The following is a 13,843-nucleotide window of genomic DNA, read 5'->3' as shown; positions in this document are numbered from 1 at the left end:
ACGCGGCCGGGGGAGGCCGAGACCTTATCGTCCTTCGCCCGCGCGCCACAGCGCGTCGAGGCCGTGCCGATAGGTCGGGTGGACCAGCGTGACGCCCAGCTCGCGCTTCAATTTCGCGTTGGAGACGCGGGCACTGCTGGCATAAAAGCTGCGCGCCATCGGCGACATCGCGGCGGTCGCGAACGGCTCTTCCGGCGGCGGCGCAACGCCCATCAGCTCCGCCGCGTAGGCGATCACGTCCTGCGGCGGCGTCGGCTCGTCGTCGCAGACGTTCCAGGTGCCGCCGCTGCCGTGGCGAATGGCGGCGATGATCGCACTTGCGATGTCGTCGACATGGATGCGGTTGAAGACCTGGCCGGGCTTGATGATGCGCCGCGCCGTTCCCGCGCGCAGCGTCGCCAGCGCGCTGCGGCCGGGGCCGTAGATGCCGGCCAGCCGCAGGATCGCGGCATCGCCGTGCGCGATGTCCGTCCAGGCCTGCTCGGCGGCAACCCGCATGCGCGCGCGGTCGAGCGATGACTGCGGCGGCGTGCTCTCGTCGACCCAGCCGCCGTCGTGATCGCCGTAGACGCCGATGGTGGAGAGATAGACGATCTTGCCGCGGCGCGCCGCCAGCACGTCGCCGAACGCTGCGATGGCGGGATCGCCGGCGCTGCCGGGCGGGACCGATACCAGAAGCACATCGGCATCGCGGACTTGCTGGACCGTCTCGCGCGCGGGGGGCTCGCCGGAAAAGGCGTGGACATCGATGCCGGCGAGGTCGTCTCGCTTTGCCGGATCGCGCACGGTGCCCGCGATGTGCGAGAAGCTGCCGCAGTGTTGGCGTACGAAGTGCCGGACGCTGTAGCCGAGGCCAAGGACGAAAAGCCGCATGCGTCTCCCTGAAAGCTCGAAGTTCCCGCGCGAGCTGCGCCTCCCTCGCTCATAAGAGATTTTTGGGTCCGACAAAAGATATTGCGATTTGTGTCGCCTCCTGCCTCAGGCGATGGTCGCCTGTCACAGGGAGGCACCGACCATGCAGGCAGAGGCGCTCGCTTTCGCACCGGCGCATGCCAGCGAGCTGATCCGGCGCGCGGCCGCGCTGATCTTCGACGTCGACGGCACCCTGGCCGAGACCGAGGAGCTGCATCGGCAGGCCTTCAACCATGCTTTCGCCCGCCACGGTCTCGACTGGCACTGGGACCGCGCCGTCTACAAGGACCTGCTGCGAGTGACCGGCGGCAAGGAGCGCATGCGCGCCTACCATGGCAGGCTGCCGACCGCCCGGCCTTTGCCGGACGAGGACATCGCCGCGCTTCACCGCATCAAGACCGCGTATTATGCCGAGCTGGTCGAGACCGGCTGCTGTCAGCTTCGGCCGGGCGTGATCGAGCTGCTCGCCGCGGCGAAGTCGAGGGGGCAGCGGCTTGCGATCGCGACCACGACCTCGCACGGCAACATCGATGCGCTGCTGTCGCGGGCGCTGGGGGCGAACTGGGCTGCGGAGTTCGACGCCATCGTCGCCGGCGACGACGTCAGGCACAAGAAGCCCGCGCCGGACGTCTATCTCGAAACGCTGGCCCGGCTGAGGCTGGGCGCGGCCGATTGCGTTGCCGTTGAGGATTCCGCCAACGGCCTGATTTCGGCCTCGCGGGCGAATATCCCTGTCATCATCACCCGCAGCATGTTCTTTGCGGATGATGATCTTGCCGCGGCGCAGTGCGTGCTGGACGATTTGTCGGAACTCGTCGCCGGGCAAAGAACGGGGAACCCAAAGGGGGGTACATCGAGCTGCGAGGCAGAGAGCCCGCTCTCGTTCACCACATTTAAACCTTAAGATTCTACGAAGAGTACTCCGCCACAGGCCGCAGGAACATGCCGACAGCCTTCGTAGAGAAGCCATCCGTGGACTTCCGGCAATGAAGGTTTGGCAGACCAGCTGCATCGTGGCTGTGATCGCATCCGCGGGACTTTACCTGGCCGCCGGTAACAGACCGGCCGCGACGGCGCCGGATGTCATGCCGGAAGCGGCGGCGAGCATGGCCGCTCCTGCGAACATGGCGTCTCCTGCGAGCATGGCGTCGCCTGCGAACATGGTGACGCCTGCCTTGTACGCAGAGGCATCCGCCAGACTTGCGGCAGCCCTTTGGTCAGAAAGAGCAGCGCCTGGCTCGGAGACGTCAGCAGGTTCCGGCCCTTTGAGCGCCAAAGCCGAGATCGTCGATGAACCCGTCGCGCCAAAACTGGCGTCGTTGGGACAGGATGTCCTTCAACCGCTGCCGCCGGAACGCGATGCGTCCATTGAGGCTCCGAAGGCGGCGTCGACGCAGGATTTTCGTTACCTGGTCTACTATGTCTGGTCCGAGCTGCCGCCCGTCGAGAAACCGGCGGAGATCGTCTTGCGTGCGTTCAAGGACATTCCGGTCGGAACGCCGGCCGAAGAGATCAAGCGCGCCTCCGACGCGTTTGGTCTCGATTTCAATTTCATGATGGCGGTCGCCAAGATCGAGTCCGGCTTCAATCCCAATCAACGCACCGGGTCGTATATCGGGCTGTTTCAGCTCAGCCACTATGAGTTCGGCAAGTTCGGCTTCGGGCAGATTCGCAGTCCGCGGGATAACGCCGTTGCGGCCGCCTACAAGATCATCACCGAAGGCGTCCAGTTCGGATGGATCACGCACCGGACGCCGGACATGAGCGATCTCTACCTGATCCATCAGCAGGGCTGGGAAGGCGCCGCCGAGCACATCAGCAAGCCCGCTCGCCTCGCCTGGAAATCCATGTGCGCCAGCAGCGAAGGCAAGGAGAAGGGCGAGCGGTGGTGTAAACGCGCAATTTGGGGCAATGCACTTCCGGCCTTCAAGCGCAGCTGGAAATCGGTCGAGAACGTGACGTCAGAGGCGTTCGTCGGCATGTGGCGCGGCCGGGTCGCCGAATTCTACGGGAAGTACGTGGCGACTGCTGCCGCGGCGGCAAGCCAATAATTCCGTTGTCGGCGGGGTTAGCTGAAAAGCATAAGCCGATCTGGACGCCTGCTGTTGGCAGTAGACCGGACGCGGTGCCGCGCCGGCCCGGACCGCAGCTTGTGACCCACAACAGACCTAAAGGTTTCGGACTACTAGCTACAATTGCCTGGCGAGTGCTGGTATTCTGCGTCTTGGCGAGAAACCCGCGTTAACCGTCTCCGGGCACGCGATGAAGCAGATTGCAGACTGGCTCGACGAGCTCGGCATGTCCGAGTATGCGGACCAATTCGCCGAGAACGATATCGACGTTGGTGTGCTCGTCGATCTGACAGACCAGGATTTGAAAGAGCTGGGTGTGTCCTCATTGGGCCACCGCCGCAAGCTCTTGCGCGCGATCGCCGATCTCGAAGCCATTCCGAAGAGCGCACCGGCAGTTGCGGCTGCGGCACCTGCCGCGCCGCGCTCGCTCGACACCGCCGAGCGGCGCCAGCTCACGGTTATATTCTGCGACCTCGTCGGTTCGACCGCGCTCTCGGCTCGCCTCGACCCCGAGGACATGCGGGAGATCGTCAGCGCGTACCATCGCTGCTGTACCGATCTCATTACCAGAGCCGGCGGTTTCGTCGCCAAGTATATGGGCGACGGGGTGCTGGCCTATTTCGGCTATCCCCAGGCCCACGAGGATGATGCCGAGCGAGCCGTCAGGGCCGGGCTTGCGTTGGTCGATGCGATGCCAAAGCTCAAGCCCGCCGTCAACGTTCCTCTGCAGGTACGCGTCGGCATCGCGACCGGGCTCGTCGTGGTCGGCGACCTCATCGGCGCGGGTACCGCCCAGGAGCAGGCGGTGGTGGGCGAGACGCCGAACCTTGCGGCCCGTCTGCAGGCCATTGCCGAGCCGGACACCGTGGTTATTGCGGACAGTACGCGAAAGCTTCTGGGTAACCTCTTCGAACTCCAGGATCTCGGGGCCAGGGACCTCAAGGGCATCGCCCGGCCTGCACGTACTTGGGCAGCACTGCGGACGAGTCTGGTGCAGAGCCGCTTTGACGCCCTGCACACTAATGGCCTGTCCCCTCTGGTCGGGCGGGAAGAGGAGCTCGAATTGCTCTTTCGCCGCTGGTCCAAGGCAAAGATGGGCGAAGGACAGGTAGTACTCCTGTCCGGCGAGGCAGGTATTGGGAAATCACGGCTCACAGCCGCGGTTCTGGAGCGCCTCGCTACCGAATCCCACACGTGCTTGCGCTATTTCTGCTCCCCGCAACATACGGGCAGCGCGCTTTATTCGATCATTGGCCAGATGGAGCGTGCCGCCGGACTGGCGCACGACGACAAACCGCAAGAGAAGCTCAACAAGCTGGATGCGATGCTCGCGCAGACTTCAACTTCCATCCAGGATGCTGCGCTCTTTGCGGAGATGCTGTCGCTTCCGAATGATGGACGATATCCTGCGCTTGCTTTGGCCCCGGAACAGCGCAGGCAAAGAACGCTCGAAGCACTGATGTCGCAACTCGCGGGATTGGCACGCCAGAATCCTGTGCTGATGATCTTCGAGGATGCGCATTGGGTCGATCCGACGAGCCTGGAAGCGCTTGGCCGGGTGGTCGACCGGATCGCAGCCCTTCACGTGCTGCTCGTCGTAACTTTCCGCCCCGAGTTCAACCCGCCGTGGGTGGGACAGTCGCATGTGACAAGCCTGACGCTCAACCGACTTGGGGAGCGTGAGGCGGCCGCGATCATAGCGCGGCTTGTCGAGAACAAGGGGCTGCCGTCGGATGTGACGGCGGAGATCGTGGAGCGCACCGACGGCATTCCCCTGTTCGTGGAGGAGATGACGAAGGCGGTGCTGGAGGCAGAGAGCGAGGGGGCCGCCCGGCTGACCGCCGCCACGGTTCCATCCCCGGCCAAGTTGGTTCCCGCAACCTTGCACGCGTCGCTGATGGCGCGGCTCGACCGGCTCGGCCCGGCGGCCAAGGAGGTAGCGCAGATTGGAGGGGCAATTGGGCGGGAGTTTTCGCATAGTCTGCTGGCTTCGGTGGCGCGACAAACCGGGGCGCAGCTAGGATCGGCGCTGGACCGTCTCATTCAGGCTGGTTTACTGTTTCGGCAGGGCGAGCCGCCGCATGCCAACTATCTGTTCAAGCACGCACTGGTGCAGGACGTGGCCTATGGCACGCTGCTCCGCGCAAAGCGAAAGGAGCTCCATGAGAGGATAGCAAATGTCCTTGCGCAGGAGCTTTCCGATGTCTGCGAGACCCAACCTGAAGTTCTTGCTCGACATTACGCTCAGGCCGGATTGCCTGAGCAGGCCGTCAATTATTGGCAGCGTGCTGGAGATCGCGCAGCAAAACGGTCGGCCAATCAGGAGGCGGTCGCACATTTTCGGAACGCAATAGAGCTGCTTGAAACGCTGCCTGATAGGGCCGCACATGCCGATCAGGAGTTGCAGTTGCTGATCGCTTTGGGGCCGGCATTAATGACGACGAGATCGTCAGCGGCACCCGAGATCGGGCGCGTGTACGCTCGGGCTCGCGAGCTGGCGCGTAATGCACAGCGAATAGCAGGCCTTTTTCCAACCGTCTGGGGGGCGTGGCTAGTTGCCTTCACGGCTGGTGATTTGGCGACGGCCGGCCGATTGGTGGATGAGCTATTCGGCATGGCGAACACAAGCGGGGATTCCGCACTTATGCTGCAAGCTCACCACGCAGCATGGCCAGTCTTTTTGGAAACTGGCGCCCTTGCCACGGCACGCCATCATATCGCGGGCGGACTTGCTATCTACCGACGCGAAACGCATGGCGAGCAAGCCCTGCAATATGGAGGCCATGATCCGGGCGTCTGCGGTTACGTGATCGACGCACTCATTGCCGCGGCAACGGGTTATCCGGACCAAGCCGTTCGGCAAATGCAGAAAGGCCTTGGGCTTGCGCGTGATCTTGACCATGCCCCCACGCTTGCCCAGGCGCTGTGGTCTGCAGCAGAACTGCACCAGATCCGCCGCGAGCCGCAGAAAGTCCAAGACTCTGTGAGCGTCGTTCTCCCACTGCTCGCGCGCCATGGGTCTGCCGTCGGAGTCGCGAACGCGACCATGTTGCGCGGCTGGGCGCGCGTCGTGCAGGGACACATTGAGGAGGGCCTCGCCGTCATGCGGGAAGGGCTGGTCGCGTGGCGCGCAACAGGGTCGAAATTTCACGTTACGTATCGTCTTGCCCGAGCGGCGGAAGCGCATCTCATTGCCGGAGAGATTAAGGATGGATTACGGCTCATATGTGAAGCGACCGACCAGAGCGGTGACTGCTGGTTTGCGCCCGAGCTTCATCGGCTCAAGGGCGAACTGCTTCTCAAAGCGGGGCGCCGCGATGAAGTGGAAGGGTGTCTGGACCAAGCCCTCAAAGCAGCACAACAGCAAGGTGCTCGGCTCCTTGAGCTACGTGCGGCGATGAGCCTCAGCAGAGTCCTGCAAGCTCAGGGGCGACGCAATGAGGCCCAAAGTTTGCTTGCGCCTATTTTGGGCTGGTTCACTGAAGGCCTCGATACTGCGGACCTCCAGCAAGCAAAGGCTTTGCTCGACCAGCTCAATTAAGAAGGGCTCACCAGGACCGAGCGCCGTCTCGGAGATCCAATGGGGCATGCTACTTCCGGAGTTGGCCCTTAGCGGTCATCGGTCTGCGACGCGTCGAGGTCCACCTTCAAAGGTGAAACGGACTCGTGCTGGACTTGTGAGCACGCGATTTGGAGCGCGCCCGCCCGCTTGCCTCGTTCAGTGGACGCGGTGGCTCGTTCTATCGTCCTCGGCCTGCTCGACAATCTGCGGGATCGGGCTCGACTGGTGATGCACCAGGCGCCAGTCGTCGCCGACGCGGCGGAAATGGTTCGCAGCCGCGAGAGCGGTGCCGTCGACGATCTCGATGCAGAGCACGCGGGCGCTGTCGCCGTCGACGATCGCTTGCGGTTCGGCGCAGCTGATCTGCGGTCTTTCAGGATTTTGCAGGATGTCACGCCAGCTTCCGATCACCGTGGCGCGTCCGACGATCGCCGGCCAGCCGGGATGGATGCAGGAAATGCCGTCGTCATCCGCCCACATCTGTTCCATGCCGGCGAAGTCGCCCGCTGAAAAAGCGGCGTAGAAGGCCGCGTTGGCGGCGATGATCTTGCTGTCTTTTGCCATTGCTCTCGGGTGGGGCAAGGGCCGGCAAAAATCAAGCGCGACTTCCGTTCGACGTCGCGTTCGATTGGACCGCAGTGCAGCATTGCCTGTTTTAAGGTCAGGCCGACACCAGCGTCTCCACGGCCCGTCGCGCCCCATCCGTGTAGAGACGGCCGAGGGCCGCGGTCACGGCCTCGCGCAGCCGCGGCTCGGCGCCCAGCGGCCCGAACACTGGTCCGACGCCGAGCAGTGCCGGCGCGAGCCGCTCGGCAACAGGTCCCGCCTCGCGCGCCAGCGCGGCGAATTCGCCGGCAAGGGGATCGCGCACGTCGATGGCGCGGCCCTGCTCGTCTGTTGCGCTGACGTAGCGCATCCAGCCGGCGACCGCGAGCGCATGCGTCGAGATCGGCAGGTTCCGCGCGAGGCGTTCCTGCATCGCGCCGAGCAGGCGCTGCGGCAGCTTTTGCGAGCCGTCCATCGCGATCTGCCAGGTGCGGTGATGCAGCGCCGGATTGGAAAAGCGCTTGAGCAGCGAGGCGCGATAGCCGGCGAGGTCCGTGCCCGCGGGCATGGTCAGCGTCACCGCGGCCTCTTCCATCACCTTTGCCGCGAGGCGCGCGAAATGCGGATCCTGCATGGTGTCGGCGATGGTCTCGAAGCCTGCGAGATAGCCGAGATAGGCCAGCGCCGAATGGCTGGCGTTGAGCAGCCGCAGCTTCATCAGCTCGAACGGCTTGACGTCGCTGACGAGCTCGACGCCGGCTGCGGCGAGATCGGGCCGGCCCGCCGTGAAGCGGTCTTCGACCACCCATTGCGTGAACGGCTCGGTCATCACGGGCCAGGCGTCGCGCATGCCGAGGGCGTTCGAGACCGCGTCGCGGTCGGCATCGGTCGTTTCAGGAACGATGCGATCGACCATGGTGCAGGGGAAAGCGACCGTATCGGCGATCCACTTGGCGAGATCCTTCGATCGCAGCGCGGCGAACTGCGTCACGATGCGCTGCACGGTGTGGCCGTTGGCGGCGAGATTGTCGCAGCACAACACGGTGAAGGGCGGAAGACCCCGTGCGCGCCGGCGCGCCAGCGCGGCCACGATGAAGCCGGGCGCCGAGCGCGGCGCGTCGAAATTGTTGAGGTCGTGCACGACATCCGGATGCCGCTCGTCGAGATCGCCGGTCTGCGGCGTGTGGCAATAGCCCTTTTCGGTGACGGTGAGCGAGACGATGCGGATGGCGGGATCGGCCATCCGCTCGGCCAGCGCTGCCGGCTTCTCGCGCGCGACGACACTGTCGAGCAGCGCGCCGATGACGCGGTGTTCGGTGCCTTCGGCCGAGCGCACGGCGACGGTGTAGAGATGATCCTGCGGGGCGAGGGCATCGCGCGTATCCGGGCTGCGCAGGCTCGCGCCGATGATGCCCCAGGCGGCACCGCCGGCGGCAATGCAGTCGTCGATGACGACCGCTTGATGCGCGCGATGAAACGCGCCGAGACCAAGATGCACGATACCGGGTGTGACTTGCGAACGGTGATAGGCCGGCCGGCGGATGCCCGGCGACAGCCCGTCGAGATTGGCGCGGCCAAGACCCGCTGAACCTGGGCGCATGGACGTCTCCCCTTTGCTTTGCCGCTGCTTGACATGGCGCCCGTATCAGGTCAATGCTTCGGTCAATTGGTAAGACCAATTTTCCAAAATTGGCAGGCTGCGGACGGAAAACCCCCGCGCGACCCTTTCGGGAGGACCAGCGTGCCGCTGGAAGCTGTGGAGGCGAGACGGCTTTATCGCCAGGTCGCCGATCAATTGCGAAGCCTGATCGACAGCGGCGAGTACGCGGTCGGCAGTCGCTTGCCGACCGAGCGCGAGCTCGCCGAGCAGCTCAAGGTGTCGCGCCCGACCGTGCGCGAAGCCCTGATCGCGCTCGAGGTCGAAGGGCGCCTGCGCATCCGCGTCGGGTCCGGCATCTATGTGATCGAGCCCGCCGCAAGCGCCGCCCCCGCAGCCGCCTCCGTCATCGAGGGACCGTTCGAGCTGCTGCGCGCCCGCGAATTCCTGGAAAGCGCGATCGCCGAACAGGCCGCGCGCGTCGCGACCAGGGACGACATCGCCCGCATCGACGCCTCGCTGCTGGCGATGGAGCAGGTCGAGCATCCCGGCGAAGCCTCGATGGTCCACGACCGCGCGTTTCATGTCGCGATCGCCGGCAGCCTCGGCAATGCCGTTCTGGTCCGCGTGGTCGGCGAGCTGTTCGACCAGCGCCTCAATCCCTATTTCGCGCAGCTTGCGCATTATTTCGAAAGCCCGGGCACCTGGCGCACCGCGCTCGACGAGCATCGCGCCGTGCGCGAGGCGATCGCGGCGCATGATCCGGACGCCGCGCGCGAGGCGATGCGCGCCCATCTGGCGCGCTCGCAGGAGCGCTTCGCGCAGAATTTCGGCGCCGAGAACGCCGCAGGATCCTCTTCGGGGCGGAGCCGCGCCGCGCGAGCCCCGGCGAAGCCGGCGACACCAAAGCGGCCAGCAAAGAAGCAGGCCGGGAGCGGTCGCGCGCGGCAGCGATGAGATTGTACGGCCCGCATCCATGCCGGGGCGGGCGAACAAGAAGCAGACTTGAACGATGGAGGAAAAGTCGATGTTGAAGAAAATGACGATTGCAGCCGTGATCTCCGCCGCCACGCTGCTGGCTGCGACCAGCGCCAGCACGGCGCAGACCAAGCTGAAATGGGCCCATGTCTACGAGACCTCGGAGCCGTTCCACACCGCTTCGGTCTGGGCCGCACAGGAGATCGGCAAGCGCACCAACGGGCGCTATGCGATCGACGTCTATCCGGCCTCGCAGCTCGGCAAGGAAGCCGACATCAACCAGGGCCTGTCGCTCGGCTCGGTCGACATCATCATCTCCGGCTCCAGCTTCGCCGCCAAGAGCTTCCCGCCGATCGGCGTGACCTATTATCCCTATACGTTCCGCGATGCCGATCATCTGCTCGCCTACACCAAGAGCGACATCTTCAAGGAGCTCGCCAAGGGCTATGAGGACAAGAGCGGCCACCACATCGTCGCGGTGACCTATTACGGCGTGCGCCAGACCTCGTCGAACAAGCCGATCAAGACCTGCGCCGACATGAAGGGCCTGAAGATGCGCGTGCCCGACGTGCCGGCCTACCTCGCCATGCCGCGCGCCTGCGGCGCCAACACCGCGCCGATCGCCTTCGCCGAAGTCTATCTCGCGCTCCAGAACGGCACCGTCGAAGCGCAGGAGAACCCGCTGACCACGATCGAGGCCAAGAAGTTCTACGAGGTGCAGAAGCACATCGTGCTGACCGGCCATATCGTCGATCACCTCAACACCGTGATCGCCGGCGCGCTGTGGAAGAAGCTTTCTGACGAGGACAAGAAGATCTTCACCGACGTGGCCCAGGAAGCCGCCGCCAAGGCCACCGGCGAGATCAAGCAGAACGAGGCCAAGCTGGTCGCCTTCTTCAAGGAGAAGGGCCTCACCGTGACCGAGGTCGACAAGAACGAGTTCCGCGACACCGTGCTGAAGAACGTCGCGTTCGAGACCTTCGGCTATCGCAAAGCCGACTGGGAAAAGATCCAGGCGGTGAAGTGACGACGTAGTCGTCATCCGGGCGCGGTCCGCAGGACCGAGCCCGGGATCTCGAGGTTCCGGGTCTGATGCTAGCGCACCATCCCGGAACGACGATTTGGAGAGGAGCAACCTCATGTCCACCGCCGAAATCCACCGGCAGATCACCGCGGACGAGATCGCCCATACGTTCGAGGAAGAGGCGACGCCGAAGGTCGATCTCGGCATCTACGCGTTCGAGGACTGGGTGGCGCTGGCGATCTTCTGGGTGATGGCGCTCGCCGTCTTCCTGCAGTTCTTCACCCGTTACGTGCTCAACGACAGCTACGCCTGGACCGAGGAGATCGCAACCTATTGCCTGATCGGCGTGGTCTTCATCGGCGCCTCGATGTGCGTGCGGCTGTCGCGGCACATCCAGGTCGACCTGCTCTACCGCTATCTCCCGCAGCCCGCGGGGCGCGCGCTGTCGACAGTAATCGACCTGATCCGGATCGCCTTCTTCGGCTACGCCACGAAACTGGTCTGGGTCTATATCCAGATCATCGGCGACGAGCAGATGACCACGATCAACTTCCCCAAGAACTACGTCTATTACGCCGTGCTGCTCGGCTTCGTGCTGATGTTCCTGCGCTCGTTGCAGGCGGCGGTGCAGCACTGGCGGCAGGGTTACTCGGTCCTCGAACGTCCGGGTGCCTACGACGGATCGGAGATATAACGTCATGCTGTTGTTGCTCGGAGGCTTTCTCGTCCTGATGCTGCTCGGCGTTCCCGTGGCGATCGCCATGGCCGCGTCGTCGCTGCTCTACATCCTGGTCAGCGGCGTGACGCCCGACGTCACGCTGGCACAGCGCATGATCGCCGGCGTCGAGAGCTTTCCTTTGCTTGCCGTGCCGTTCTTCATCCTGGCCGGCAACCTCATGAACATCGCCGGCGTCACCGGGCGCATCTACAAATTCGCCATCGCCCTCGTGGGCTGGATGCGCGGCGGCCTCGGCCACGTCAATATCATCGGCTCGGTGATCTTCTCCGGCATGTCAGGCACCGCGATCGCGGACGCCGCCGGTCTCGGCACCATCGAGATCAAGGCGATGAAGGACCACGGCTACTCCACCGAGTTCTCGGTCGGCGTCACCGCGGCCTCGGCGACGCTCGGGCCCATCATCCCGCCGTCGCTGCCTTTCGTGATCTACGGCATGATGGCGAACGTCTCGATCGGCGCGCTGTTTCTCGGCGGCGTCATTCCGGGCGTCGTCCTGACGCTGTTCATGATGATCACCGTCACCTATTTCGCGCACAAGAACAAATGGGGCAGCGACACACCGTTCTCCTGGCCGCAGCTCGGCTCGGCCGGCCTCGAGATCGCCATCGTGCTCTCGTTCCCGCTCGCGATCTGGCTGATGGTGATGGCCGGCCTCTCGGTCAACGTCGCGGTGGTCATCGGTCTCGGTACGCTGCTGGTGATCGACTGGTACTTCGACTTCTCGGCGGTGATGGCGCTGATGGCGCCGGTGATCCTGATCGGCGGCATGACGCTCGGCTGGTTCACGCCGACCGAAGCTGCGGTCGCCGCCGTGATCTGGTCGCTGTTCCTCGGCCTCGTCCGCTACCGCACCATGACGCTGCAAACGGTCGCGAAGGCGACGTTCGACACGATCGAGACCACGGCCTCGGTGCTGTTCATCGTCACGGCAGCTTCGATCTTCGCCTGGCTGCTGACGGTGTCGCAGGCGGCGCAGACGCTCTCGGACTGGATGCTCAGCGTCACCCACAACAAATGGGTGTTCCTGGCGCTCGCCAACGTGCTGATCCTGTTCGTCGGCTGCTTCATCGACACCACGGCGGCGATCACCATTCTGGTGCCGATCCTGCTGCCGATCGTGCTCAAGCTCGGCATCGATCCCATTCATTTCGGCCTGATCATGACGCTGAACCTGATGATCGGCCTCTTGCATCCCCCGCTCGGCATGGTGCTGTTCGTGCTCGCGCGCGTCGCAAAACTCTCGGTCGAGCGCACGACGGTGGCGATCCTGCCCTGGCTGGTGCCGCTGATGCTCGCGCTGATCGCGATCACCTACATCCCCGAACTGACCCTCTGGCTGCCAAAATACATGGGACTCTCCAAATGACCTCGACCGCTCTCGCCGCAACCCTGTTCGGTCCCGAAGATCTCCGCATGATCGAGCATCCGCTCGACAGGCTCGCCGACGGCATGGTGCGCATCCGCTTCGGCGCCGGCGGCATCTGCGGCTCGGACATGCACTATTTCCGGCATGCCCGGACCGGCGATTTCGTGGTGAAGTCGCCGCTGGTGCTTGGCCACGAGATCTCGGGCGAGGTCGTGGAGATCTCCGGCTCCGCAGCGAACCTGAAAGTCGGCGACCGTGTCGCCGTCAACCCGTCGCGCTGGTGCGGCCATTGCGTCGCCTGTCGCGAGGGCCGGCCGAACCTGTGCGAGAACATCTACTTCATGGGCTCGGCGTCGAAGACGCCGCACATGCAGGGTGGTTTCGCCAATTATTTCGACGCGATCCCCGCGCAATGCGTCAAGATTCCCGACCACGTGTCGTATCAGGCCGCGGCCCTGGCCGAGCCGCTCTCCGTCTGCCTGCACGCGGTCGCGCGCGCCGGCAATATCGAGGGCAAGCGCGGCATCATCTTCGGTGCCGGCCCGATCGGGCTTCTGACCATGCTCGCCGCGCACCGCGCCGGCATGGCCGACGTCACGGTGGCCGATATCGCGCCGGCGCCGCTAGCCTTTGCGACCAGGCTCGGCGCTTCGCATGTCGAGAACGTTTCCGCCGGCGAGGAAGGCCTGAAGGCCCAGGCTGCGGCGCGTCCCTATGACGTCGCCTTCGAGGTCTCGGGCACGGCCGCAGGCCTTGCCAGCGCGATCGGCATCGTCAGGCGCGGCGGCGTCGTGGTGCAGATCGGCAATCTGCCGGGCGGCCAGATCCCGACGCCTGCGAATGCGGTGATGGCCAAGGAGATCGACCTGCGCGGCTCGTTCCGCTTCGGCTTCGAGTTCATGACCGCGGTGGAGCTGATCTCCAATGGCAGCGTCGACGTGTTGTCGCTGGTCACCGCCGAGCGTCCGCTGTCGACCGCGCCGGATGCGCTGCGGCTCGCGCTCGACCGCTCGCAGAGCGTCAAGGTCGTGCTGACCGCGAACTGAT

At 64.7% G+C, this 13,843-nt stretch carries 11 protein-coding genes; 8 read left to right on the top strand and 3 right to left on the bottom strand.

The window, feature by feature from the left end; translation table 11 throughout:
* Positions 1 to 24: 24 nt before the first annotated feature.
* Positions 25 to 873, bottom strand: a complete 849-nt coding sequence (locus ML401_RS29240; RefSeq protein WP_285807757.1) for an NAD-dependent epimerase/dehydratase family protein — start codon at positions 871 to 873, stop codon at positions 25 to 27.
* A gap of 142 nt (positions 874 to 1,015) precedes the next feature.
* Here ML401_RS29240 and ML401_RS29235 point away from each other — a divergent pair, with 142 nt between their 5' ends.
* From ML401_RS29235 to ML401_RS29225, 3 genes are all read left to right on the top strand, one after another.
* Positions 1,016 to 1,816, top strand: coding sequence for an HAD family hydrolase (locus ML401_RS29235; RefSeq protein WP_285807756.1), 801 nt, complete (start codon positions 1,016 to 1,018; stop codon positions 1,814 to 1,816).
* 82 nt (positions 1,817 to 1,898) lie between these two features.
* Positions 1,899 to 2,963, top strand: coding sequence for a transglycosylase (locus ML401_RS29230; protein ID WP_212067287.1), 1,065 nt, complete (start codon positions 1,899 to 1,901; stop codon positions 2,961 to 2,963).
* A gap of 211 nt (positions 2,964 to 3,174) precedes the next feature.
* The gene (locus ML401_RS29225; protein ID WP_285807755.1) at positions 3,175 to 6,525 is read left to right on the top strand and encodes an AAA family ATPase; all 3,351 of its coding nucleotides are present in this window, start codon (positions 3,175 to 3,177) and stop codon (positions 6,523 to 6,525) included.
* 177 nt (positions 6,526 to 6,702) lie between these two features.
* On the opposite strand, the gene ML401_RS29220 is transcribed toward ML401_RS29225, so the two are convergent.
* Positions 6,703 to 7,110, bottom strand: coding sequence for a nuclear transport factor 2 family protein (locus ML401_RS29220; protein ID WP_285807754.1), 408 nt, complete (start codon positions 7,108 to 7,110; stop codon positions 6,703 to 6,705).
* 97 nt (positions 7,111 to 7,207) lie between these two features.
* Entirely contained in the window at positions 7,208 to 8,692 is a 1,485-nt protein-coding gene (locus ML401_RS29215; RefSeq protein ID WP_285807753.1) for a mannitol dehydrogenase family protein, read from the bottom strand.
* Positions 8,693 to 8,833: 141 nt separating this feature from the next.
* On the opposite strand from ML401_RS29215, the gene ML401_RS29210 reads away from it, so the two are divergent.
* The 5 genes from ML401_RS29210 (at position 8,834) to ML401_RS29190 (ending at position 13,842) form a co-directional block, all read left to right on the top strand.
* A complete protein-coding gene (locus ML401_RS29210) occupies positions 8,834 to 9,646 on the top strand; it encodes a FadR/GntR family transcriptional regulator (protein ID WP_211416117.1) in 813 nt (270 codons plus the stop codon).
* Between the two features lie 82 nt (positions 9,647 to 9,728).
* Complete coding sequence (locus ML401_RS29205; protein ID WP_371746369.1) at positions 9,729 to 10,694, top strand: sialic acid TRAP transporter substrate-binding protein SiaP; 966 nt, start codon at positions 9,729 to 9,731, stop codon at positions 10,692 to 10,694.
* Positions 10,695 to 10,806: 112 nt separating this feature from the next.
* Positions 10,807 to 11,385 carry a TRAP transporter small permease gene (locus ML401_RS29200; RefSeq protein WP_194404142.1) on the top strand — a complete coding sequence of 193 codons (579 nt, stop codon included), beginning with the start codon at positions 10,807 to 10,809 and terminating at the stop codon, positions 11,383 to 11,385.
* Between the two features lie 4 nt (positions 11,386 to 11,389).
* Positions 11,390 to 12,796: a TRAP transporter large permease gene (locus tag ML401_RS29195; protein WP_285807752.1), complete on the top strand. Its 1,407-nt coding sequence runs from the start codon at positions 11,390 to 11,392 to the stop codon at positions 12,794 to 12,796.
* Entirely contained in the window at positions 12,793 to 13,842 is a 1,050-nt protein-coding gene (locus tag ML401_RS29190; protein WP_285807751.1) for an L-idonate 5-dehydrogenase, read from the top strand. Before ML401_RS29195 ends, ML401_RS29190 begins: the two co-directional genes overlap by 4 nt.
* Position 13,843 lies beyond the last annotated feature (1 nt).

This window comes from Bradyrhizobium sp. 62B, assembly GCF_030272265.2.
GTDB lineage: Bacteria > Pseudomonadota > Alphaproteobacteria > Rhizobiales > Xanthobacteraceae > Bradyrhizobium.
Note: the sequence above shows the minus strand (reverse complement) of the source record. Positions and strands in the feature narration are given on the sequence as shown.

Bases quoted from the DNA above. Each gene is read 5' to 3' on its own strand.
- ML401_RS29225 (WP_285807755.1), top strand. From the start codon at position 3,175: ATGAAGCAGATTGCAGACTGGCTCGACGAGCTCGGCATGTCCGAGTAT.
- ML401_RS29215 (WP_285807753.1), bottom strand. From the start codon at position 8,692: ATGCGCCCAGGTTCAGCGGGTCTTGGCCGCGCCAATCTCGACGGGCTG.
- ML401_RS29200 (WP_194404142.1), top strand. From the start codon at position 10,807: ATGTCCACCGCCGAAATCCACCGGCAGATCACCGCGGACGAGATCGCC.
- ML401_RS29220 (WP_285807754.1), bottom strand. From the start codon at position 7,110: ATGGCAAAAGACAGCAAGATCATCGCCGCCAACGCGGCCTTCTACGCC.
- ML401_RS29230 (WP_212067287.1), top strand. From the start codon at position 1,899: ATGAAGGTTTGGCAGACCAGCTGCATCGTGGCTGTGATCGCATCCGCG.
- ML401_RS29205 (WP_371746369.1), top strand. From the start codon at position 9,729: ATGACGATTGCAGCCGTGATCTCCGCCGCCACGCTGCTGGCTGCGACC.
- ML401_RS29190 (WP_285807751.1), top strand. From the start codon at position 12,793: ATGACCTCGACCGCTCTCGCCGCAACCCTGTTCGGTCCCGAAGATCTC.
- ML401_RS29195 (WP_285807752.1), top strand. From the start codon at position 11,390: ATGCTGTTGTTGCTCGGAGGCTTTCTCGTCCTGATGCTGCTCGGCGTT.
- ML401_RS29235 (WP_285807756.1), top strand. From the start codon at position 1,016: ATGCAGGCAGAGGCGCTCGCTTTCGCACCGGCGCATGCCAGCGAGCTG.
- ML401_RS29240 (WP_285807757.1), bottom strand. From the start codon at position 873: ATGCGGCTTTTCGTCCTTGGCCTCGGCTACAGCGTCCGGCACTTCGTA.